Source organism: Caldalkalibacillus thermarum (genome assembly GCF_014644735.1).
GTDB lineage: Bacteria > Bacillota > Bacilli > Caldalkalibacillales > Caldalkalibacillaceae > Caldalkalibacillus > Caldalkalibacillus thermarum.
Genome location: NZ_BMKZ01000011.1, coordinates 1 through 22,026, shown reverse-complemented (window position 1 = coordinate 22,026; position 22,026 = coordinate 1). Strand labels below are relative to the sequence as shown.

The following is a 22,026-nucleotide window of genomic DNA, read 5'->3' as shown; positions in this document are numbered from 1 at the left end:
TTGGATCTTCGTGATCGATTGCTGTATGCACTGACACTGGTACTGATGCGCAAACATGAATTCCAAAAAATGCAAGATCCTTTTCCTCAGGAACAACACCATATTACTGACTTTTTCGATCAGCCTTTGCCTGAACACTGGCTGGTGCGCAATGAGGGAAGAGATTACCAATTGCTGCGCATTCAGGCTGTCGATGCAAGTGGCCCGTCGGCCTTGAGCCGTGACCTACGTAAGCTGGCTGATCATATCCCTTTGTTTCGCAAACGCTTACGGGCCCGTTCCTTACACGTGGTAAACTTGTATATTTTTCCCCACGGTGAATCATTCTCCCTTCCGGAGCACACGGAGGACATACGTAATGTGGATGACAAGCGCAGCCGGTTGACCATCCAGTTTATTCATGTCTCCGAGGGCGGTTGGCCGTATGCCGAGCCAAAGATGGAGGGACTCAACTTACAGGAGATCAATATCGACACCGATAAACTGTTAGCCCAAGTGGTCCGTTTGGCTCAGTTTCACACGGCATTTGAGTTGAAAGAAATGGTTAAGGGGGAAGAAAAACGGCAGGAGGAGGCTTTTAAAAAGGTTTTTCATTACGGCAAGCCTTACCTGACCATTTCCTTTCTGATCATCAATGTCTTTATTTTTATGTTTTTGGAATGGGTAGGCTCCAGCACGGATCCCCAGACCTTGATCACTTATGGAGCCAAGTGGAATCCTTTGATTATTGCGGGAGAGTATTGGCGCCTTGTCACGCCTATGTTTTTACATATTGGCATCTGGCATTTGATGTTCAACAGTCTGGCCCTTTACTTTTTGGGAGGCGCTGTGGAGCGTATTTTTGGCAGTTTCCGCTTTTTATGGATCTATATGTTTGCCGGCATTTCGGGAACGTTAGCCAGTTTTGCTTTTACCCCCAACCTTGCGGCTGGAGCTTCAGGAGCCATATTTGGCTGCTTTGGTGCTTTATTGTATTTTGGATTAAAGCGGCGCAATTTGTTTTTCCGGACGATTGGGATGGATATCATTTTTATTTTGATTTTTAACCTGGCTATCGGCTTTATCATCCCCATGATTGACAACTACGGTCATATCGGGGGGCTGATCGGCGGTTTTTTGGCCGCAGCGATGGTTAATCTTCCGGGAGAACGGCAGTGGAAAGAACGCATTGCCACGGCGTTTAGTTCTGGTTTGGCAGTGCTGCTTTTGCTCAAGATTGGTTTTAACCAGCCTTTGGATTCGCCTTTTTACCATTTGATACAGGCTGAGATGCATCTGAACGAGGAAAGCGTCGAGGATGCTTTGTTTCATATTGAGCGGGCCTTGGAGATGGGCTTGGACCGTCCTGAAGTATATGTCCAGCTGGGGGCGATCTATAACTATCAAGGCCAATATGAACAGGCAGAGGAAACCTTGCTCATGGCTAAAGAGAAAGGAGCGGACCAGGCCGAGTTGTATTTTCATCTTTCCTACGCTCAGCTTAAGCAGAATAAATATGATGAAGGGCGGATCAATTTACAGGAAGCTATTGCCCGTGATCCCGACATGATGGAAGCTTACTACAATCTGGCTCTTGTTTACAAAGAACAGCAGGAATATGCCTATGCTGCTGAGGTGATTGAACGGGCATATCAGCGCGGTATACGGGACGAAAAGCTGGAAGAATTGTATGAGCAAATTTTGCGGGAGCAGGAAGGCTCATCGTATGTGAGCAGCATGGGTGTGTAGTACTGTTGACGCTAAGGCTTCTGTTACTTTATGTTCATTTCCACTGCGGGTTCGGAATAACAGGTGGAAATGGGAGTGGTCGCGGGCAATGACCACGAGTGGCATATGGCTACCCCTTGTATCAATGGGGTAGCGTTTGTCCTGGACCTGTCCCAGTACATAGTGAATGTACAACTGATGCCATATGTGTCCGAGTAATTCCTTGGTCTCTTGGGCTGAAAAAGTGGGCAAATGGTCGTTGGCATAGACAGTCAGTTCGTCAAGGGGATAAATAAAATAATCTTGTTCAGTTAATTTAAACTTTTGAAGTAATTGCTTTTGTTCATATTTTTTTTGCTGCTTAATGGCATGGTCCAGGATCCTTTGCCATTGCTTCTGTGTATTGGTTTTTGGCTGTCTGAACAGGGTTGGTTGGGAGAGAGCAGAGCTAAGAAGGTACACATGATCGTAACTCATGGCATTCTGGCTGACTTTCCCCGTGTTTTGAATCTGCACGGCATAATGATAGGTGATCGCTTCGTATTTGGCAGATTCATTTCCTTCTAGCAGATGTTCCTCTCTTAACGTATCCTGTCCATGCCCTTTAGTGACAAAATAGCCAGCAAGTGTGCCATTGGTAAACAGAAGGGTAAGATCCAGGCGCTGATCAACAGGAATATTCGTCATGGATTCGATGGCCAAACGCAAGGTGTAACGGTCTTTTTTCAGTTTTTGCAAGGAAAAAGTTGCAGCGTTGTGGACAAACTGGATTCTCGGGTTGATAGGATAGGCTGGAAATTCGGCATTTGTTTTGGCAAGGGCAACTTTGGGGTGAAAAAAAGAGAAGAACGGCAAGAGCCCCTGGCTCAATACAAGACTAAAGATGAGGAACACGGTACACAGCGCTTTCGTATTCATAGCATAACTCCTTCCTTAAGGAGCAATCAGTGCTCTTTTTTTATATTTAGCTTGTACAGAATCAGGGGTGATCATTACAGGTGCAGGTTATGCATTGGTGGCAGATAAAGAACGTGAGGATAAAGATGAGGTGTTCGTACCTAAGAAAATCATGGTAATCCCAATCAAATTGGCTATAGGCAACGCAAGCTGAATATCAAAACGGACTAAAGTTCCTCCGCTGGCCAAAATCAGAGCCCCCAGCCCAATCAGCCAGCCCTCTTTGCTTTTATGGCGCAAGGCGCTGTAGAATGCTCCGCCAATTAAGGCTAGGCTGCCCGGAATGGTAAACAGCGGCGAGAATAAGCGCACATCACGAGGTAAGGCGGATCCTCCAATTTCCCCTTGCCTGGTGAGCAACTGGTGGTCAACCGGAGCGTGGAGGATGGACCAGACAAACCAGATGAAGAGGAGTCCAATATATACACTAAACAAGATCGACCATTTATTTAGTTTGAGAAACAGCATTTGTCCAAGACCCATTAACGCTACCAGCACTGCACCGGCCACATACCATCCCTTGTACAGCCAGGGTGTCCAGCCCGTTAAATAGGACGTCCAGCTGGCAAATGAGCAGAAGGAAAAAGAGGCGAAGGCCACAATCCAGGGGAGGTAATGCCAGGCAAAGTGTTTGCTAGCTTTATTAATCAGAATAATGGTGAGTACCAGGGCGATAAATGTTGTCAAAAACCACAGATAGAACACAGGCCGAACCTCCTCCTGACCTTTTAGAGTAATTTTAAGCTTATTTTATCATGTTCCAGCGGTGCTGACCGTCCCAGATTGTTACATGATTATGACACTTGGGACATACAATGTCAATGGGAGGGAACACCATGGAACTGATCAAATGGGCGGCTCTGTCCTTGGTTACAGCTCTGACCGCCGGCATTGCAGGCTTTGGATTTGCCGCCCGCCGGGTTGTTGTTGTATGGTATCATCTTGTTGCTATTGTTTTATCCGTTTTTCTGATCAGCCTGTCATTTTCTTTTCTCGGAGATTGGTTAAGAGATTTTCTTTCCATTCGTTTCTTCGAAGTGGTGATTGGCCTTGTCCTGGTGGGGATTGGGGTTGTCCTCACCTTAACCCCACCCCTGTATCCAGGGGGAAAAGATTTGCTTCTCCTTACGCTTGCTGTTCAACTAGACACGGGGTTGTTTAGTCTCTCTTACGGTCTCTCCCATGGCAGGGGAACTGGAATGGCGGTGTTCATCTCCTTGCTGCTGTTGGGCAGTATGCTAGGAGGGATGATGTTGGGCCAGAGAAGGTGGTCCAATTGGCGCCTCAATCTTGCGCTGCCATACCTGGCCAGTGTGGCCATGATTCTGATCGGGTTGATCAGGATGCTATAATGGAGAAGAGAATATATGCGGGGTTGGTTTTGATGGAACATTTAAAACAAACATGGTTGTACCTCACACTTGTTAAGATTTTTGGAGAGCAAACCGTGGTGGTTGATGAAGGCAAGCAGCGCCCCAATTTCGCTTATTTTCCTGTTAAAGATGGCGAACACATTTTGGGGTGGCTTGGTCTGCCCCACTCCGTTTTAGATGAAAAAAGTAAACAATTAATAGAAGTGCTGGTTACAAAACAGCCCCCTCTGTCCAACAGCGGGGTAGGCGGTGAAGCCTTGTACTGGCGCACATTTATGAAACAAGACCTCCGGCATTGGGAAAGACAGTGGGACAAGCTAAATTACCCAGCGGATACACGTTTCGGGAATATTTATTTCTGGATTAAAACGGAGCAAAACACGGAGGAGCTCTATCCGGCTGTCAAAGAGATTGTGGAAGGGGTTTTGGAGGAAAAAAGCATTCTGGTTCCGTATACTGGGAATTTGTTTGTGTGGGTCATTCCCGATTATGATCAACAAAGGTCCTTGCTGGCCGATGTGGTTGAAGGCATCTTGGATACCATTCGCTCGGAATGTATGTTAGACTGTTTGTGTTACCTGGGAGAAGCGTACCCCATGCCCACTCCACTTCAAGATCATGTGCACCAAGAGCTTTCTTATTTTAGGCTTGCTCATGATTACCAAATCAAGGAAAGAGTGCTGTATTACCGTTTGCTTATCCCATACTTGTTGCTAGAATCCCTTTCCAAAGAGGAACGGGAACGCATGGTGGACAAGCTGGTTGGGCTGGTGCGGGAGGATCAGGAACTGATGCATACGATCCGCGTCTTTTTAGAGCAAAACCTGAATGTGTCGGAAACAGCAAAAAAGCTGTATATCCATCGCAACAGCATGCAATACCGGTTGGATAAGTTTATTGAAAAAACGGACATCGATATACGGCAGTTTAAACACGCCATGACGGTTTACTTAGCCTTGCTTGCTATATCTCGACTGGACTGACCCTGGGCAAATGAGACAATGTTTGGGCAGTTTAGACAAAGGGGAGAAAAAATTTTCTGGCACTCTGCCATATAGTTTTCCCGGCAAAGATCATCTACAATGGGAATAAAAGATGACTTAAGGGAGGAAAGGGATGTGGCAAGCATTCGGTTACACCATATTTACAAAAGATATAATGATGAGGTGACAGCCGTTAAAGACTTTCACCTTGAAATTGAAGACAGGGAATTTATTGTCCTTGTCGGTCCATCCGGTTGCGGGAAATCGACGACCTTGCGCATGATCGCAGGTTTGGAGGAAATTACTGAAGGGGAACTATATATTGGCGACCGGCTGGTGAACGATGTGCCTCCAAAAGACCGGGATATTGCCATGGTCTTTCAGAATTATGCCTTGTACCCTCATATGAATGTGTATGATAACATGGCTTTTGGTTTAAAATTGCGCAAGTTCAAGAAAGATGAAATTAAGAAACGGGTGCATGAAGCAGCTAAAATTTTAGGCATTGAACATCTGCTGGATCGCAAGCCCAAGGAACTGTCCGGCGGTCAGCGCCAGCGTGTGGCACTGGGGCGGGCCATTGTTCGGGAACCACAGGTGTTCCTCATGGATGAGCCTTTGTCCAACCTGGATGCCAAGCTGCGTGTACAAATGCGTGCTGAATTAATCAAGCTGCACCAGCGTTTAAAAACAACGATTGTCTATGTGACCCACGATCAAACTGAAGCAATGACCATGGCCACGCGGATTGTCGTCATGAAGGATGGGATGATTCAACAGGTTGGAGTTCCAAAAGAAGTATATGATTATCCTAATAATGTGTTTGTTGGCGGTTTCATCGGTTCACCGGCTATGAACTTTATTAACGGGCACCTGGAGAACGGCAAGTTTATTGTTGGGGAACATGAGCTTGTGGTGCCTGAAGGCAAAATGAAAAAGCTGCAAAACTACATTGGCAAAGAAGTCATCTTGGGCATTCGTCCAGAAGATATTCATGACGAACCGCTCTTTATCGAGTCATCTCCCGGGTCTGTCATCAATGCCCATATTGAAGTGGCGGAATTGATGGGGGCAGAAACCTATCTGTACAGTAAGCTGGCCGGCCAAGAGTTTATTGCCCGTGTCGATTCCAGAACCGATGTGAAAAATGGCCAAAACTTAAAACTGGCCTTTGATATGAACAAAGTGCACTTCTTCGATGTGAAAACAGAGGAACGCATTAAATAATGGCCCTTATTTAAAACTTTACAAAACAGCAAATGATCAGCGGTCACACTAAATCGATAGCAAAGGATGAAGAAGATTGACAGAATTAGTCCAGTACTACTTTGGTGTTGATCTCGGAGGAACATCCATTAAAGGCGCTATCGTTTCGGATCAGGGCGACATCGCCTATAAGACCTCACAGCCTACGGCTGTTAAGGGGGACGGGGATGTCATTGTTCAGCAGATGGAGGATATGCTCAAAGAGGCTCTAAAGCGCCTGCAACTGGATCCTTCCCGGATCAAAGGGGTAGGCATCGGTGCCCCGGCTTTTATGAATTTGGAAACCGGATTTGTGTATGAGGCAGTCAACCTTGGCTGGAAAAACTACCCCCTTAAAGAGCGCTTGGAAAGCAAGTTAGATCTTCCGGTGTTTGTGGACAATGATGCTAACACGGCAGCATTGGGTGAGATGTGGCGGGGCGCTGGACAAGGGGAAACAGAATTGCTGTGCATTACCCTGGGAACCGGTTTGGGTGCAGGTGTCATTGTCCATGGTGATATTTATCACGGGGCCAGGGGGACGGCAGGAGAAATGGGCCATGTGACTGTAGTCCCTCAAGGAGGACATCCCTGTAACTGCGGAAAAACAGGTTGTTTGGAGACCATCGCTTCGGCAACGGGCATCGTCCGTTTAGCCACGGAAGCGCTACAGGAGCACGATGGTTCCACTGTCAGTGAACTTGCCTCCATCTATCGCACGAAGAGACGAATTACGGCCCGCGATGTAGCGGCAGCAGCCCAAGAGGGCGATCCATTGGCCAGGCAAGTGTTGGACAAAGTGGGTTATTACCTTGGTCTTGCTTTGGCCAATTATGCAGTCTGCTTCAACCCCGCCAAAATTATTATCGGGGGTGGGGTGTCCCAGGCGGGAGACGTCTTGTTTGCGCCTATTCGCCAAACTTACAAACGCTTTGCTCTGACCCACCTTACGGGAGAGATTGACATAGTTCCGGCCACATTAGGCAACGATGCCGGTGTGATCGGCGCCGCCTGGCTGGCTCACTCCAGGCTCTAAAAACTGATGATGGCAGTCATAAAAAGAGTCCATGGTTGAGTAATACCTTGGACTCTTTTTTATATAGGGAGATTCAAGATGATGAAGGAAAAGAGCAAGTCTGAACAGCCCGTTTCCTTTTCATACTGTGTCATGCCCCGTGAAAACGGGGCTTTTTAATTTTGGAGTTTTTTAATTAGGCGCCCAAGCCGAGGAAGCAACCGCATCCAACGATGATCAACAGGATAAACAACACAACAATCAAAGCAAAGCCTCCACCGAGAGGAGCAACAGGGCCGTAACCAGCTACAGGGTAACCTGCATAATGTCTACTGCAGGACATGTTCATTCCTCCTTCCCTTGCTTTTGACCCATCTTGTTTAGGTCACTATATCTTATTCAACTCTTGCCAAAGAGCTTGGGCATTTGCCATTTTGGTTAAGAAAACCACATGTGTCCCAACCAATGGGCCAGCGTATACAACACAGGAATAGTGACCATAGCCAGCAGTGTGCTGAGCGTGACCCCAACAGCGGCAAAAGCTTCATCTTTTCCGTTGACTAACATGGAGAGAGGAATGGTCATCAACTGTCAAGTACGGAGGAGATGATGGACGGCCAGTGAAAAGGGGTCAAATAGAGAGCAACCCCCAATAGGGTGGCCATTAAACCACAGCCCATTTGAGGATTTGTGAGGAAATGGGAGGAATAGGGGCTGATTATATGAATAAGGGGATTTATTTAAGCTCATAGCTGCTGAGCTGTATAAACAGGGAAATATGCGAAAATGAGCTGTTTGTTAGAGTTGGACGGTAACTGTTATGATTAATAATGATTCATAAAATTGCCAAAAAGGCAGAGGGGGAGAACGTACATAATGAGGTCTTTAGTAAAACTAAGTGTTTTGTTACTGTTAGTAGCTTTCGTGGGCGCATGCGGGGTCAATCCTGAAGATATTGAGGCTCCCGAGGTCAATGTCAATGATACGGCAGGTGGTAAAGGATCCCAAGTAAGCACACTGGAACGGGCTCAGCAAGAAGGGGTTATTCGTGTCGGCTTTGCCAATGAACGTCCCTATGCCTATGCCACTGAGTCAGGAGAGCTGACTGGATTGAATGTGGAAATTGCCCGCCGCGTGTTCCAAGAGCTGGGCATCGAAGAGATGGAGGGCAGTTTATCCCAGTTTGGCTCCTTAATTCCTGGGCTGCAGGCCGGCCGCTTTGATGTGATTACCGCCGGGATGTATATTACTCCAGAGCGGTGCCAGGAAGTATTGTTTGCCGAGCCAGAATACAGCATCGGTGAAGCGTTGGCTGTCCAAGCGGGCAACCCGCATCATTTGACCAGTTATGAAGATATTGTGGCTAATCCTGATGTGAAGGTGGGTATCATGACGGGCGCCATAGAACACCAATATTTGGTTTCTATGGGTATTAATGAAAACCAGATTCACAACGTAGAAGACAATCCGTCTGCGGTAGAAGCCCTTAAAGCCGGTCGCGTTGATGCCATTACCATGACCGGTCCCTCTTTGCGGGAAGCAATGGACATGTTTGGTGACGATTCCGTTGAAATCGTGGAGGACTTTACCCAGCCCGTGATTGACGGCGAAAGTGTCAGTGGGTATGGTTCAGCCGCGTTCCGTAAAGGTGACGAGGACTTTGTGCAAGCTTACAATGAGGTCCTGGCCCAATTAAAAGAGTCAGGCGAGCTGTTGGAGATCTACAAACAGTTTGGTTTTACCGAAGATGAACTTCCCGGAGAGATGACAACAGAGCAGCTTTGCAACAGGTAGCGGAAAAAGTGTGGGCATCTTGACAAGGAATCCGATTCTAAACGGAACAGGATGTAATAGCCATTCTTTCTTACGATGCCTTGATGCTGTTGTTACAGGGTGTAGGGATCACCGTCCAACTGTTGGTGTATTCTGCCTTGTTGGCCTTTATCATTGCTTTTATTGCCGGTTTTGGCCGTTTATCCAAGTATAAACTGATCCGTGGGATCACCGTGGCTTATGTGGAGTTTTTCCGCGGCACCTCTCTTCTGGTGCAATTGTTCTGGTTTTACTTCGTTTTGCCTTTCTTTGGCCTTAAGTTGCCGTCCCTGTTGGTTGGAGTCATCGCTATGGGCCTGAACTATGGGGCATATGCATCGGAAATTGTACGCAGTGCCATTTTAGCTATCCCTAAGGAGCAGACAGAAGCGGCCATTGCCTTAAACATGACCCTGTGGCAGCGCATGCGCCTGGTGATATTGCCACAGGCCATTAAAATCATGCTGCCCGGTTTTGGCAATATCTCCATCGAGTTGTTAAAGGGAACCGCCTTGGTGGTGTTGATTGGCGTCACCGATGTGACGTACATGGTTAAACAAATTTTGATTCCCAGCGGGGCGGGAACCCAGTATGAAATGTACAGCTTGCTGCTTGTGGTGTACTTTATCCTGGCCTTGCCCTTGATTTTGACCGTCCGCTGGCTGGAGAAGCGGGCCTGGGCGGGAGGTGGCCGGTCATGACGGCAAGTATGATGTGGAACTGGGAGTATGCCATCACCGTTTTTCCCATTGTTTTTCAAGCTGAAATTTACCGCAGCGGGATTGAATCAATTCCCAAAGGCCAATGGGAGGCTTGTACAGCCCTCAACTTTTCCAGGCTGCACACCTGGACAAAGGTGATTCTGCCCCAGGCCGTTCTGCCGGTTCTGCCCATGTGCTGGGAGATAAGCTGGATGCTTATCCCAGCCAGCTTTCCGGAGGGCAGCAGCAACGCGTGGCCATTGCCCGGGCAGTGGTGATCAGCCCAAAGTGATGCTGTTTGACGAGGTGACCTCCGCCTTGGACCCGGAATTGGTGGGTGAAGTGCTGGAGGTGATCAAGGATCTGGCCAGGGAAGGAAAAATGGCCATGATGCTGATCACCCATGAGATGGATTTCGCCTATGAGGTGGCGGACCGGGTGGTGTTTATGGACCAAGGCTATATTGTTGAAGAGGGCCCGCCCCAAGAGGTGCTGGACAATCCCCAAACAAAGCGCCTGCAATCTTTTCTGCGCCGCTTCCGGAATGGGTTCTGATCTGTTATACTAGAGAAAACAGTATGGTTCTGGCAGGGAAAGGATGTTTAAGGTGACGGAAAAACCAAGAGAAGCATTGGAAAAGCCATCCCGTGAAAATATTGAATATATTATTGAATGGATCAAGAAAAAGGTGAATGTTGTTAATACTGCTGCTATTAATCCCACAAGTTTTGACACTGACCATTATGAAGATTTACTGGATCTTTATGATATAATGCGCAAAAAAAATCAATTTACGATGAGTGAGCTTGATTCAATCCTGACCGAACTGGGAAAAATGAGAAAAAGATGATGACCGTTTAGTGTAAAAAGAAAACCACCTTAAGCCAAGGTGGTTTTTATCCTGCTTAAATATTAAGGTATTGGTAACAAAAGCACATGGACAAGGGGGATGTAGTTTTGGCCAGAGCATTGATCATCAGCGATACCCACGGGTTAACGGAAGAAGTGGCAAAAGCGGCATCACTTTTTTCTTTTGACCGGGCGTTCCACTGTGGAGATTTTTGTGTGGATGAAAACCGGTTCCCTTTTAATAAAATGACCCTTGTCAAGGGGAATAATGATTTTTATGCCGCTGTTCCCCTTGATCAAGAACTAGAATGGCAAGGAATCCGCTTTTTTGTGACCCATGGCCATACATATCAAGTGCATTATTCCATGCTGCAATTGAAATACCGAGCCCAAGAGGCAAGCGCCCAGGTGGTGTTGTTTGGCCATACTCACCATCCGGTTTGTTTTGAAGAGGAGGGGATTATCTATGTGAATCCTGGCAGTTTTAAAGAACCCCGCGGATTCTCCAAGCCAACTTTTATCCTCCTCGACATTAAAGGAGATGAAGGGGATAAGCAGTTGCAATTCACTTACTATGACCATCGTTATCAGCGGGTACCTGAATTGAGCCGCACGTTCCGTCTCCGGGCTTGAGATCAGGAGGTTGGTGATTATTGATGGGTTTTTTCGATTTGTGTTTCCTCCTGAATGCGAAACCAGATATTTAGATCATTAATCATGCTGGCCAGCTCTGCAATCTCGTCGTTCAGCTGGCAGGAACGTTCAAAATCAGATTCATTGTTTAACGCCTCTTGTTTTTGCTCGATGAGGCGCTCCAGCTCCTTAATCCGGCCTGGGATATCTGAACGGTACTGTTCCCATTGCTTCAAAATTTGAGCTTGTTCAGCAACTGAATAAGCTTCCCAGTCCCGGTCCAGAACCGGGATGTAAATGCCTAAGCGTTGATCTAATTGGAATTGGTAAGCCATTGTCGTCACTCCTATGTTCTATATTGTAGTATATAAGTACCGCATTGTTAAGGCCCAAGGCAACGCAAAGCCCCTTATACAAGTGGGAAATTATAAGTATACAAACTAAAATACAGAAAATTTAAATCGTGGAGAGCAAAGGGGATGTCTATGCATATCGTGCTCGCACCCGATTCATTTAAAGGATCCATGTCCAGCATGGAGGCAGCCCACATGATGGCTAAAGGAATTAGGGAAGTGCTGCCTGATGCACAGGTCACCACTGTTCCTGTGGCAGACGGAGGAGAAGGGACAGTGGATGCGGTGCTGATGAGCACCGGGGGAGAAAAGATAACGCTTCCTGTAGAAGACCCGTTAGGCAGGACCGTTGAAGCTGCATACGGCTGGCTGCCCGATTCGCACACGGCAGTGATTGAGATGGCTGAACCTTCTGGGCTTAACCGGCTTGCTCCAAATGAACGGGATCCATATACCGCTTCTACTTATGGTACGGGCCAGTTGATTAAGGATGCGTTAGACCGGGGAGCCCGGCACCTGATCATCGGTCTGGGCGGCAGTGCCACAGTCGATGGCGGTGTTGGGTGTTTACAGGCCCTGGGTTTAAAGTGTTTTGATCAGCATGGCCGCTTGTTAAAACGGGTGGGAGGAAAACTGGACCGGATTGCCCGCATTGACATTTCGGAACTGGATCCCCGTTTGCAACAGGTGAAAACAACGATTGCTGCTGATGTGACGAACCCGTTGCTCGGCCCGGAAGGGGCTGTCTACGTGTTTGGTCCTCAAAAAGGGGTTCAGAAAAAGGATTTGGCCTATTTTGAGCAAGGCATGGCCCTTTTTGCCGAAGTTGTGGCCGAAACGACCGGAAAAAGACTGCATAACGAGCCAGGCAGCGGTGCAGCAGGTGGTTTTGGCTTCAGTTTGCTAACCTTTTTCCAAGCAGAGATGAAGAGCGGCATTGAATTGATATTGGAAGTGTGCCACTTTGAATCACATGTCAGAAGTGCTGATTTAGTGATCACTGGGGAAGGGAAACTGGATGCCCAATCCCTCTTTGGCAAAGGGCCCATCGGCATCGCCCGCTTGGCTAAGAAACACGAAGTGCCCTGCATTGCCCTGGCTGGAACCGTGGAAGGAGATCCGGTTCAAGCCCGGGAGGAGGGGCTGTTGCTTATGATTCCCATTGTGGATCAACCGATGACACTGGAGGAGGCCATGGCACAGGGACCGAAGCTGATATACAGAGCAAGCAAACGGTTAATGGAAACACTTAAACTAGGGAAAACACTGTTGTAGAATGGGCGGTTGGCATGACAGTGACAGATGCCTTCAAAGCCCAAACCATGACTATCCTTGTAACAAGGTTACAGCTATTCTGGTAACCATGTTGTTATGGTTGATTTTGGTTGTGGGAACCAGTAAGGGGCAGCACAGGCTGGCCAGGATTTAGCGTCCTGGCCTTATTTATATTGTTAAGCTTTTGTCACAAACCAGAACGGTTTATGCTAGCTAAAATAAGTTAGAATATATAATAAGATAACGGACTTTAAAGTACTAAAACGTCAATGTAGCGACGCTGAATACAGCGAAAAAATTAACGGGAACTAACTTCTGTTATGTGCTCGGTAACTTAAAACCCAGTGGGGAAACAGGAAGGATAGAAAGAATGGATCAACTTGAGCAATCTTTGAAATGTGAACGCTTACAAACCGACAATATACACCCCTTGACAGAAGGAAACGGGACTGGAGCAGGGTTAAGAGACTGGAAATGGCTGCTTCAAGCGGTGATTAACAGGACGGTTCAACAATATATTGCCCGTCCGCAAAACCGGCACACGGGGTTGATGTGCTTGCATATTTTCGGAACCGAGTATAAAAAAGCGGGACTCGAACCTAACCAAAGCGCACTTTCTGCTAAGCTGCCTATTCTCATTAGACGGCTTCTGGAAAGCCTATGTTATGTGCTGTGGTCTCAAGACCATCGAAATTTATTAATGATTAAAGGGATTGTGGGGCAAGAAACATTGACGCCAGCCGGAAAGAAACAGTACCATTTCTATATAGCAGATGATACCCTCATCAATCTGGAAGAACTGTATCACCAGGTTTATTCTCCCAATAAAGAGGGTAATCAGAAAGAGAGTGAAATCGTTGTTCATTTTTTGCTGGAGGACCGCAAAGTGTTGTTGAAACATCGCCCGTAACTATCCTACTGGTGGAAACATACAGGACGAGACATGGAAAAGGAACAAAAAAAGCATAAGATGGGGTGAAACATCATGACCACCTTTCCGGCTCAGGCTGAACGCGTTGTCCAATTACTACAAGGACATCGTTCCATTCGCAAGTTTACCGAGGAGAAAATCCCTGCCGCAACGATTAGTGAAATTATTCGCTGTGCCCAGATGGCTTCAACTTCCAGTCACTTACAAGCTTACTCTATTATTGGGGTGACAGAGCAGTCCCTCAAGCAAAAATTGGCTGAGTATGCTGGCAATCAAACTTATGTGGAAACATGTTCCCACTTTCTTGTTTTTTGCGCTGACCTCCATCGCTTAGATTACGTAACAAGGGCCCAAGGTGTGGATGTGACGGAAACGCTGGAAACAACTGAAAAATTTATTGTCGCTACGGTGGATGCAGCGCTTGCCGCCCAAAATGCTGCAGTAGCTGCTGAGGCCCATGGACTGGGGATTGTCTATATTGGAGGCATCCGTAACAACCCTGATAAGGTTGCAGATTTGTTGGGATTACCCGATAAAGTGTATCCCGTTTTTGGAATGTGTCTGGGTTATCCGGATCAAGATCCGGAAGTGAAACCTCGCCTTCCCCAATCCTGTGTCTATTTTGAAAACCGTTATCCAGATTTACATTCGTTAGCTGATGAACTGAAACAGTATGACCAAGAGGTCAAACAATACTATCTGCAGCGGACGAAAGGCAAACGTCAGGACACCTGGACAGATATGGTGGTCAAAACACTCTCTACTCCTTCCCGCACCCATATGAAATCGTTTTTGAAGGAACAAGGATTTCCATTAAAGTAAATGGAGTTGATTAATAAGCAGGCCGGATGATAGGGAGACCTGCTTTTGAATCAGAAGAATATGTAGACCGAGGTAAAAAAGTGACAAATCTGTGAACGTCAACGTATTTTCGGCAAAGGCTGCTGTAGAGAGGGTATAATGATGTGGGAACGAGAAACAACATTGGGATAGGGGGATGAGAATGGCTCGTCGTATTTTTTTCTTTATCTTAACTAACATTATGGTGTTATTAACCATCGGTATCGTTCTATCTCTTCTTTCTGTTTTGACAGGTTTTGAATGGTATCTGGCAGATGGACAGATTAATCTGGTCTCCCTGCTCATTTTCAGTGCGGTTGTTGGTTTTACAGGCGCCCTGATGTCTTTGGCCATGTCCCGTTGGATGGCTAAGAAAATGATGGGTGTCCGGGTTTTAGATCCTGATCAGCCCCTTTCTCCCCGTGAGCGCATGATTGTGGAGAAAGTGCACCGCTTGTCCAGGGCGGCAGGATTGACCCATATGCCTGAAGTGGGTGTCTATCAGTCTCCTGAAGTAAACGCTTTTGCTACCGGTCCGACCAAGAAGCGGTCACTGGTTGCTGTTTCTACAGGCCTTTTGGAAACCATGGATGATGAAGCGGTAGAAGGGGTGCTGGCTCACGAGGTGGCCCATATCGCCAACGGTGATATGGTCACTATGACCCTGCTGCAAGGAGTCATTAACACTTTTGTCGTCTTCTTCTCCCGGATTATTGCTTTTGCCGCTTCCCGCTTGGTGAAAGAAGACTTGCAACCCATTGTTCACTTTGTAGCGATTATCGTGTTTCAGCTCCTGTTCTCTATTCTGGGCAGCATCGTGGTTATGGCTTACTCCCGTCACCGGGAGTTCCACGCTGACCGTGGCGGGGCTGATTTGGCTGGCAAAGACAAAATGGTACATGCCTTGCGGTGCTTAAAAGCCTACGTCAACAGGGTTGACAACAGCCAGCAAGCGTTGCAGACCCTTAAAATCAACAATCAGCGTAGCTGGTTTAAGCTGTTTGCTTCCCACCCTGACTTGGATGAGCGCATTCGCCGTTTGGAAGCAAAATAATGAAGCAAAAACGCAGATTCTAGCAAGTGAAAATCCGAATTTTTCCCCTAAAAACACTTAAACGAGCCGAGAAACTGATATCTCGGCTCGTTTTAGTTCATGCCTTTTTCTATTCTAAGCGGAGAAGGATATTTGATTTGTTTAATCACTGCTTTTCTTCAAATTAATGCCGTGTCGGTTGCGGAAGTCAACCCCTTGGTAATAGGTATGGGTAACGAGAAGATTGGGACCGTTGCACTGGGCTTGGGGACAACAGCATTTCATAGGCTTGAAGGCTGGGTGCTCTTGCCAGCGTTCAAAACAGGTGGTCAAGGAGTCCTGTTCGATATGACCAAGAGGACCGACGTCTCCAAAGTCAGTAACGGTTACTTCGCCGGTAAAAATGTTGCAGTTTAAACGGTTGTGGCCATCGGGATCATTGCGAACGGTTGTATTCGGGGTGTTGTATATGCGTTTGATTAAAACCAGGTCTGCTTCGTTTTGACTGCACGCGTAGAAAGGAAGGGTGCCAAACAGGATCCACAAGTCCGGGTCTCGTTCATCTAGCAGACGATGGTAAGTTTCTCTCAATTCATCCAAGGTAAGCACCTGCATGTTCCGGGCAAAGTCACTGGGATACAAGGGGTGCACTTCGTGGCGCTGGCAGCCCATCTCTTTAATAAGATAGTGAATCTGTCCTATTTTATCCCGGGTAAAGGGAGTTAATAAAGATTCTGCCGAGACAAACACCCCTGCTTGAGCTAAGGCTTTGGTATTATCCACTAACCGCTGGAACGTTTTTTCGGCCTGGGCAAATGAGACTTGGTGCATGTGACGGGCATAGGCAATGTGATAAAAATCCTCCGCATCCCTGTAATTGTAGGAGATATGCAGCACATCCACATAAGGCAAAACCGATTCATAGCGGGACAGATCAAGGGTTAAGTTGGAGTTGATCTGAGTCTGGGCGCCTCTCTCTTTGGCGTAGCGCAGCAGAGGAACAATGTATTCAGCAATGATTTCCTTATTGTACATCGGCTCTCCGCCAGTGATGCTAAGTGTATCCAACAGTTCTACTTCGTCCAAACGTTTAAGTAACAACGACAGGGGGATGCGTGTTTCGGATTCTTTCACAGTTAGCACATCGCCAACGGCGCAGTGTTCACAACGCAAATTACACAGGTTGGTTACGGTAAACTCTACACTGGTCAGCCTGTTTGTCCCCAGCTCGTTGCGGCGAAACAAGGATTCCCAGGGATCAATATGCCGTTCATCAGGAAGCAGAGATTCTCTGTTAACGGGCTGTATCACCTGTTTCTCAGCTTGTTTGAGCATGCTGACTCCTCCTTTATTATTCTCCTTTATTTAACGACACCTTCGCGCTTTCGTCAACGATTGATTGACATAACTCCTAACTAAAGGTATGGTTAAAGTAAAAGGGAATATGAATGGTGCAATCGACTAGGGGTGCCTGTTTGGGCTGAGAGAGACCCTTATTACCTGATCTGGGTAATGCCAGCGCAGGGAAGTCGAATCCGGTGCTAAAGAACCTGATTCCACTTTCTTGCGTGCAGAAAGTGGTTTTTCTATTTTAAAGGGGGGTTCGGTCATGAAGGATTTTTCCTTATACGTCATTACAGGGGAACAGTTTTATCCGCATCGACATTATCTGGAGGTCATTGAAGAGGCTATTCAGGGTGGTGCCGATATGGTTCAATTGCGGGAAAAGAAGAAAACCAAGAGAGAGCTGTTAGACATGGCCCGTCAACTGAAAGCTTTATGTGACCGGTATAAGGTTCCCTTCATTGTCAACGATCATGTCGACATTGCACTGGCCGTTGATGCAGACGGGGTTCATTTAGGACAAGATGATTTGCCGCTGGAAGAGGCCCGCAAAATTTTGGGCCCCGATAAAATCATCGGCATTTCCACCCACAATCTGGAGGAAGCTAAACGGGCGGAAGAAGGAGGTGCCGATTATATTGGAGTTGGCCCCGTCTTTCCCACCAACACCAAAGAAGATGTGGTCGATCCCGTTGGTCTGGAGTACGTGCGGCAAGTGGTGGAACATATTCGCATTCCTTTTGTCGCTATTGGGGGCATCAAGCTCCACAATGTGGATCAGGTGCTGAAGGCAGGGGCCAAGCGCATCTCTATTGTCAGCGCTATTGTTGGTGCTGAAAATGTAAAAGAGGCAGCCCGCGCTTTTGCCCGCAAATTAGAAACGGTCCGGTAAACCTATCCATCAACAGACAGTGCTCAAATTAACGGACAGCGGTGCAAAGGAAGTGAAAGCATGAAAACGTTAATCGTCAACGGAAAAGAGACTCAGGTGGAGTGTGAAACGCTTGAAGAGCTTATCGAACATTATCAGTTAAATAAGCAACATGTGGTTGCCGAAGTAGACGGCCATATCGTGGACCGCTCAATGTGGGGGCAATATCAATTGGAGCCCGGGTCCAAAGTGGAGCTGGTTCACTTTGTAGGGGGAGGTTAAATGATGACGGCCAAAGCATCAAGGGAATCTATGTTGCGCAATGATCCGCTGGTGATTGCCGGGAAAACCTTACATTCCCGTTTTTTCCTGGGCACGGGACGTTTCCCTAATCCATATGTCCAAATTGAAGCGATTAAAGCCTCGGGAGCTGAGGTACTCACCTTTGCTATTCGCAGGGTTAACTTAGAACATCCGGATGAAGATGCCATCTTGCAACATTTAGAAGGGATGTCATTTACCTATTTGCCCAATACCAGCGGAGCCAAAACAGCTGAAGAAGCGGTGCGGATTGCCCGCTTGGCAAAGGCCTCAGGATTGTCGGACTGGATTAAAGTGGAGATTAGCGCCAACGAAAAAACCTTGCTTCCCGACCCGGTGGAGACACTTAGAGCGACGGAGCAGCTGGTGAAAGAAGGCTTCGTGGTGTTGCCATACACATCTGATGATCCGATTCTGTGTAAGCGGTTGGAAGAAGCGGGGGCGGCTGCCGTTATGCCTGGGGGTGCACCGATTGGAACGGGACTGGGTATATTGAACCCTTATAACTTGGGCCTGATTATTGAGGAAGCCAACGTGCCCGTCATTGTCGATGCTGGGTTAGGTTCGGCTGCTGATGTGGCCCAAGCTATGGAACTGGGCGCCGATGCTGTACTGATGAATACACCAGTAGCCAAAGCCAAGGATCCGGTTCGGATGGCCCGGGCCATGAAGCTGGCCATTGAAGCAGGCCGCTTGGCTTATCTGGCTGGACGGATTCCCAAGAAAAAATATGCAACGGCCAGCAGCCCCCAAAACTTTATTCTTAAATAAGAGAGTGGTTAATGATGGGTATCTTAACAACAACCAGACAAAGGGAAAGCTTATCATTTCCGGCCAGGCCCGCAGTGCCGCACAGCCCGCTCACCATTGTAGGCGGAGGTATTATTGGGCTGAGCATTGCTTTTGAGTGTGCCAAGCGCGGATTAAAGGTTATCGTATTAGAAAAAACAGCATGCGGGGGACAAGCGACAGGAGCTGCTGCCGGGATGCTGGCCCCTTATTCAGAAATCGGGGAAGATCCGGACGATTTTTTTACCCTGTGCCACCACAGTTTAAAGCTGTACCCTGACTGGCAACAAGAAGTGCGGACTGTCTCGGGACTAGCTTTTGAATATACTCGGTCTGGCAGTTTGTATCTGGCTTTTCATGAGGCGGATGAATTAGCCTTAAAGAGCCGGTTGGAATGGCAAAAAGAATGGGGAGTACAGGCCGAGATTGTCCGTGGCCAAGCGTTGCGCAACCTGGAACCCCACTTGACCCAGGAAGCAGTTGCCGCTTTATATTATCCCGATGAACACCATGTCTACACCCCTGATTTTGTCCAGGCGTTATTGGCAGCCTGCGAGAAAATGGGCGTTCATATTGTACAACACGCGGGGGAAGTGCGGTTCAAAGAGGTAACTGCAGATGGCTTGCTGCTTGAGACCGGGGAGAAGGGGTGTTTCAGCACAGATCAATGTGTTTTGGCCAGCGGGGCTTGGACCTCCTTTTTTGAAGAACCATTGCAACTTCGGCTGCCCATTTTCCCTATCCGCGGCCAGATTTGTGCTTATGAGCAAGGACAGGAAGAGATCAAACACATTATTTTCTCCAGCCAGGGCTATGTGTTATCCAAGGGCAACGGCACCATCGTCTGTGGGGCCTCTGAAGATATTGCCGGCTTTGACACTTCCACGACGGAGAAAGGAATTAGCCGGCTGGTCAAATGGAGCCGTTACCTGTTTCCATTTCTGAAGGATAAAGAGCCGTTTCACTGCTGGGCTGGTTTGCGTCCCGCCACCCAGGATGGCTATCCGCTTCTGGGCCGGTTACGCCATCAGCCTAACGTGATTCTGGCCAGCGGTCATTATCGGAACGGCATTTTGTTAAGTCCAGTAACAGCCAAGGTGGTTGCTGATATAATAGAAGGCCGCCAGCCTGCTGTCAATCTTAAGATGTTCGATCCATTGCGCTTTCAGTAGAGAAGAGTCACGTAAAAAAGGATTGTTTGAGAAGAAACAGGTGCGTTGGAAAATGAGTATGAAGCTGTGAAAGGATGTGTAATGATGGTTTATCGTGTTCTCACAATTGCCGGATCTGACAGTGGCGGAGGTGCAGGTATACAGGCTGACTTGAAAACCTTTCAGGAATTAGGGACTTATGGCATGAGTGTCATTACCGCTTTAACGGCCCAAAACACGCTGGGCGTGCATGGCGTGTATCCCCAAACCGTGCAAGCGGTCGAAGCCCAGCTGGAAGCCGTACTCAGTGACATCGGAGTTGATGCTGTTAAAACCGGTATGCTGTTTAGTGCCGAAATTATCGAGGCTGTCGCCCAGCAATTAAAGGCTTACCAGGTGAACAACATTGTCGTTGATCCGGTTATGGTGGCCAAAGGCGGGCAACCATTGCTCCAACAGGAAGCGATTGAGGCGTTGCGCACGGCCCTTGTTCCACTGGCCACTGTGATTACCCCCAATATTCCCGAGGCGGAAGTGCTCATCGGTCAAAAAGGCATTCAATCGCTGCAAGACATGGAGGAGGCTGCCCGCGCCATTCAAAGTCTGGGGGTTCAGTATGTCATTTTAAAAGGTGGCCATCTGGAGGATGAAGAATCGGTCGATGTGGTCTATGACGGACAATCCGTCACCTACTTACGGGCCAACCGGGTCAAGACCAAACATACCCACGGAACAGGTTGCACCTTTGCCGCCGCCATTGCTGCTGGTCTGGCCAAAGGCCAGCCGGTATTGGAAGCAGCGAGGGTAGCTAAAGATTTTGTGACCTGTGCCATTGAGCATGCCTTAGAAATCGGCCAGGGAATTGGGCCGACGCATCACGGTGCTTATCGTCAAGTCCATGGTCAATCAGGGTCTGTTCACCATTGAGCTGGATCATTCTGTTGTTTTATTTATAGCAGATGACATAGAGATGGAAAAAAGAGGGTGATAAGGGGGACGAGAGATGGCAACGTTAATGGATCTGTTAGAAGAAAAATACGGCCAGCAGTTACGATTTGAAGAAGGGCGGGTCGCTTGGGATAAAACGCTGTTGTTAACCCTGAGAAAACTGGGTTATGATTTGAAACTGGAAGACTACGCCACACGGGTGATTTTATACAAAGGAGACCAGCGGTTGGGGGAAATCGACTACAAAGTGATCACCATTGAGGACGATGAGGAAATGAATGACGCCTATGAAGTATTGTTGCTGGATTTGTCGCCGTTCAAGGTTTAAAAATGAAAGCAGCCGCACGGGCTGCTTCTTTAATATTGGCAAGTATTTTTCCTAGATGTGCTTTATCGGGTGTAATAAAGGGGAGAGCCAGGACCAAGATCGATGCCCAACAACATCCAGATGATCAGCATGATCGTCCAGATGATGCTGAAGGCAATGGCATAGGGCAGCATGGTGGCAATGAGGGTCCCAATTCCAACTTTTTTATCGTATTTTTGGGCAAAAGCGATCACAATGGCAAAATAGGGCATCAATGGCGAAATGATATTGGTGGTTGAATCGGCAATACGATAAGCAGCCTGGGTCAATTCAGGTGAATAGCCCAGATGCATCATCATCGGGACAAAGATAGGCGCCATAATGGCCCATTTGGCGGAAGCACTGCCGATAAAGAGATTGATAAATGCGACCACAACCATAAAGGTCAAGATGAGCGGAATCCCTGTGTGAGTCAAGTATTTCCGGGCAGAGTTTTTTATCCCCATCATGGATGTAAGCGGATTCATTGTTTGAGGGTACTCTCTTGGTCATTTCTTATCCTGTTTTAAAAACCAACCAATCCCTTCA

General features: G+C 47.6%; 26 protein-coding genes, 2 pseudogenes and 1 riboswitch. Of the genes and pseudogenes, 21 read left to right on the top strand and 7 right to left on the bottom strand.

Going from position 1 to position 22,026, the window contains the following annotated elements; genetic code table 11:
* Nucleotides 1-1,728, top strand: coding sequence for a rhomboid family protein (locus tag IEW48_RS05985; protein ID WP_188623016.1), 1,728 nt, complete (start codon nt 1-3; stop codon nt 1,726-1,728).
* Here the strand turns inward: IEW48_RS05985 and IEW48_RS05980 are convergent.
* On the bottom strand, nt 1,699-2,625 hold the full coding sequence (locus IEW48_RS05980) for a hypothetical protein (RefSeq protein ID WP_188623015.1): 927 nt from the start codon (nt 2,623-2,625) through the stop codon (nt 1,699-1,701). The genes IEW48_RS05985 and IEW48_RS05980 overlap by 30 nt on opposite strands.
* An 87-nt stretch (nt 2,626-2,712) precedes the next feature.
* Nucleotides 2,713-3,369, bottom strand: a complete 657-nt coding sequence (locus IEW48_RS05975; RefSeq protein ID WP_188623014.1) for a hypothetical protein — start codon at nt 3,367-3,369, stop codon at nt 2,713-2,715.
* A gap of 131 nt (nt 3,370-3,500) precedes the next feature.
* Between IEW48_RS05975 and IEW48_RS05970 the strand changes: the two genes are divergently transcribed.
* The 4 genes from IEW48_RS05970 (at nt 3,501) to IEW48_RS05955 (ending at nt 7,301) form a co-directional block, all read left to right on the top strand.
* Nucleotides 3,501-4,016, top strand: coding sequence for a hypothetical protein (locus IEW48_RS05970; RefSeq protein WP_188623013.1), 516 nt, complete (start codon nt 3,501-3,503; stop codon nt 4,014-4,016).
* Entirely contained in the window at nt 4,016-5,020 is a 1,005-nt protein-coding gene (locus tag IEW48_RS05965) for a PucR family transcriptional regulator (RefSeq protein ID WP_188623012.1), read from the top strand. Before IEW48_RS05970 ends, IEW48_RS05965 begins: the two co-directional genes overlap by 1 nt.
* Nucleotides 5,021-5,155: 135 nt before the next feature.
* Complete coding sequence (locus IEW48_RS05960; protein WP_188623011.1) at nt 5,156-6,247, top strand: ABC transporter ATP-binding protein; 1,092 nt, start codon at nt 5,156-5,158, stop codon at nt 6,245-6,247.
* Nucleotides 6,248-6,323: 76 nt separating this feature from the next.
* Nucleotides 6,324-7,301, top strand: a complete 978-nt coding sequence (locus IEW48_RS05955; protein ID WP_188623010.1) for an ROK family glucokinase — start codon at nt 6,324-6,326, stop codon at nt 7,299-7,301.
* Nucleotides 7,302-7,476: 175 nt separating this feature from the next.
* Here the strand turns inward: IEW48_RS05955 and IEW48_RS05950 are convergent, their stop codons facing one another.
* The gene (locus tag IEW48_RS05950) at nt 7,477-7,623 is read right to left on the bottom strand and encodes a YjcZ family sporulation protein (protein WP_007506239.1); all 147 of its coding nucleotides are present in this window, start codon (nt 7,621-7,623) and stop codon (nt 7,477-7,479) included.
* Nucleotides 7,624-7,718: 95 nt separating this feature from the next.
* Nucleotides 7,719-7,865: a hypothetical protein gene (locus IEW48_RS05945; protein ID WP_188623009.1), complete on the bottom strand. Its 147-nt coding sequence runs from the start codon at nt 7,863-7,865 to the stop codon at nt 7,719-7,721.
* A gap of 291 nt (nt 7,866-8,156) precedes the next feature.
* Here IEW48_RS05945 and ehuB point away from each other — a divergent pair, with 291 nt between their 5' ends.
* From ehuB to IEW48_RS05915, 6 genes and pseudogenes are all read left to right on the top strand, one after another.
* Entirely contained in the window at nt 8,157-9,074 is a 918-nt protein-coding gene (gene ehuB, locus IEW48_RS05940; RefSeq protein WP_188623008.1) for an ectoine/hydroxyectoine ABC transporter substrate-binding protein EhuB, read from the top strand.
* Between the two features lie 83 nt (nt 9,075-9,157).
* Nucleotides 9,158-9,793, top strand: a complete 636-nt coding sequence (gene ehuC / locus IEW48_RS05935; protein ID WP_188623007.1) for an ectoine/hydroxyectoine ABC transporter permease subunit EhuC — start codon at nt 9,158-9,160, stop codon at nt 9,791-9,793.
* 59 nt (nt 9,794-9,852) lie between these two features.
* A pseudogene (locus tag IEW48_RS05930) lies at nt 9,853-9,987 on the top strand (ABC transporter permease subunit); the annotation flags it as partial.
* Nucleotides 9,988-9,989: 2 nt separating this feature from the next.
* Nucleotides 9,990-10,348, top strand: a pseudogene (locus tag IEW48_RS05925) (amino acid ABC transporter ATP-binding protein); the annotation flags it as partial.
* Between the two features lie 43 nt (nt 10,349-10,391).
* Entirely contained in the window at nt 10,392-10,643 is a 252-nt protein-coding gene (locus IEW48_RS05920) for a DUF1128 domain-containing protein (protein WP_188623006.1), read from the top strand.
* A 107-nt stretch (nt 10,644-10,750) separates the two neighbouring features.
* A complete protein-coding gene (locus tag IEW48_RS05915; RefSeq protein WP_188623005.1) occupies nt 10,751-11,275 on the top strand; it encodes a metallophosphoesterase family protein in 525 nt (174 codons plus the stop codon).
* A 17-nt stretch (nt 11,276-11,292) separates the two neighbouring features.
* Here IEW48_RS05915 and IEW48_RS05910 read toward each other — a convergent pair whose 3' ends face one another.
* On the bottom strand, nt 11,293-11,610 hold the full coding sequence (locus IEW48_RS05910) for a hypothetical protein (protein WP_188623004.1): 318 nt from the start codon (nt 11,608-11,610) through the stop codon (nt 11,293-11,295).
* Nucleotides 11,611-11,754: 144 nt separating this feature from the next.
* On the opposite strand from IEW48_RS05910, the gene IEW48_RS05905 reads away from it, so the two are divergent.
* From IEW48_RS05905 to htpX, 4 genes are all read left to right on the top strand, one after another.
* Nucleotides 11,755-12,903 carry a glycerate kinase gene (locus IEW48_RS05905; protein WP_188623003.1) on the top strand — a complete coding sequence of 383 codons (1,149 nt, stop codon included), beginning with the start codon at nt 11,755-11,757 and terminating at the stop codon, nt 12,901-12,903.
* Nucleotides 12,904-13,273: 370 nt separating this feature from the next.
* Entirely contained in the window at nt 13,274-13,813 is a 540-nt protein-coding gene (locus tag IEW48_RS05900) for a hypothetical protein (RefSeq protein WP_188623002.1), read from the top strand.
* A 75-nt stretch (nt 13,814-13,888) separates the two neighbouring features.
* Nucleotides 13,889-14,656 carry an oxygen-insensitive NADPH nitroreductase gene (nfsA, locus tag IEW48_RS05895; RefSeq protein WP_188623001.1) on the top strand — a complete coding sequence of 256 codons (768 nt, stop codon included), beginning with the start codon at nt 13,889-13,891 and terminating at the stop codon, nt 14,654-14,656.
* Between the two features lie 181 nt (nt 14,657-14,837).
* On the top strand, nt 14,838-15,728 hold the full coding sequence (htpX, locus tag IEW48_RS05890) for a protease HtpX (RefSeq protein WP_188623000.1): 891 nt from the start codon (nt 14,838-14,840) through the stop codon (nt 15,726-15,728).
* 141 nt (nt 15,729-15,869) lie between these two features.
* On the opposite strand, the gene yfkAB is transcribed toward htpX, so the two are convergent.
* Nucleotides 15,870-17,042, bottom strand: a complete 1,173-nt coding sequence (gene yfkAB / locus IEW48_RS05885) for a radical SAM/CxCxxxxC motif protein YfkAB (protein WP_188622999.1) — start codon at nt 17,040-17,042, stop codon at nt 15,870-15,872.
* 118 nt (nt 17,043-17,160) lie between these two features.
* A riboswitch (TPP riboswitch) is annotated at nt 17,161-17,251 on the top strand.
* 65 nt (nt 17,252-17,316) lie between these two features.
* Here yfkAB and thiE point away from each other — a divergent pair.
* From thiE to IEW48_RS05855, 6 genes are all read left to right on the top strand, one after another.
* A complete protein-coding gene (gene thiE, locus IEW48_RS05880) occupies nt 17,317-17,943 on the top strand; it encodes a thiamine phosphate synthase (protein ID WP_188622998.1) in 627 nt (208 codons plus the stop codon).
* Nucleotides 17,944-18,003: 60 nt separating this feature from the next.
* Nucleotides 18,004-18,204, top strand: a complete 201-nt coding sequence (gene thiS, locus IEW48_RS05875) for a sulfur carrier protein ThiS (protein ID WP_007506223.1) — start codon at nt 18,004-18,006, stop codon at nt 18,202-18,204.
* Nucleotides 18,205-18,207: 3 nt separating this feature from the next.
* A complete protein-coding gene (locus IEW48_RS05870; RefSeq protein ID WP_276529770.1) occupies nt 18,208-19,014 on the top strand; it encodes a thiazole synthase in 807 nt (268 codons plus the stop codon).
* Nucleotides 19,015-19,028: 14 nt separating this feature from the next.
* Nucleotides 19,029-20,204: a glycine oxidase ThiO gene (gene thiO, locus IEW48_RS05865; protein WP_188622997.1), complete on the top strand. Its 1,176-nt coding sequence runs from the start codon at nt 19,029-19,031 to the stop codon at nt 20,202-20,204.
* Between the two features lie 84 nt (nt 20,205-20,288).
* The gene (thiD, locus tag IEW48_RS05860) at nt 20,289-21,110 is read left to right on the top strand and encodes a bifunctional hydroxymethylpyrimidine kinase/phosphomethylpyrimidine kinase (RefSeq protein WP_188622996.1); all 822 of its coding nucleotides are present in this window, start codon (nt 20,289-20,291) and stop codon (nt 21,108-21,110) included.
* A gap of 76 nt (nt 21,111-21,186) precedes the next feature.
* Nucleotides 21,187-21,459 (top strand): hypothetical protein, encoded by a 273-nt coding sequence (locus tag IEW48_RS05855; RefSeq protein WP_007506219.1) that lies wholly within the window; start codon nt 21,187-21,189, stop codon nt 21,457-21,459.
* Nucleotides 21,460-21,521: 62 nt separating this feature from the next.
* Here IEW48_RS05855 and IEW48_RS05850 read toward each other — a convergent pair whose 3' ends face one another.
* Nucleotides 21,522-21,914, bottom strand: a complete 393-nt coding sequence (locus tag IEW48_RS05850) for an AbgT family transporter (protein WP_268236544.1) — start codon at nt 21,912-21,914, stop codon at nt 21,522-21,524.
* Nucleotides 21,915-22,026: the final 112 nt, after the last annotated feature.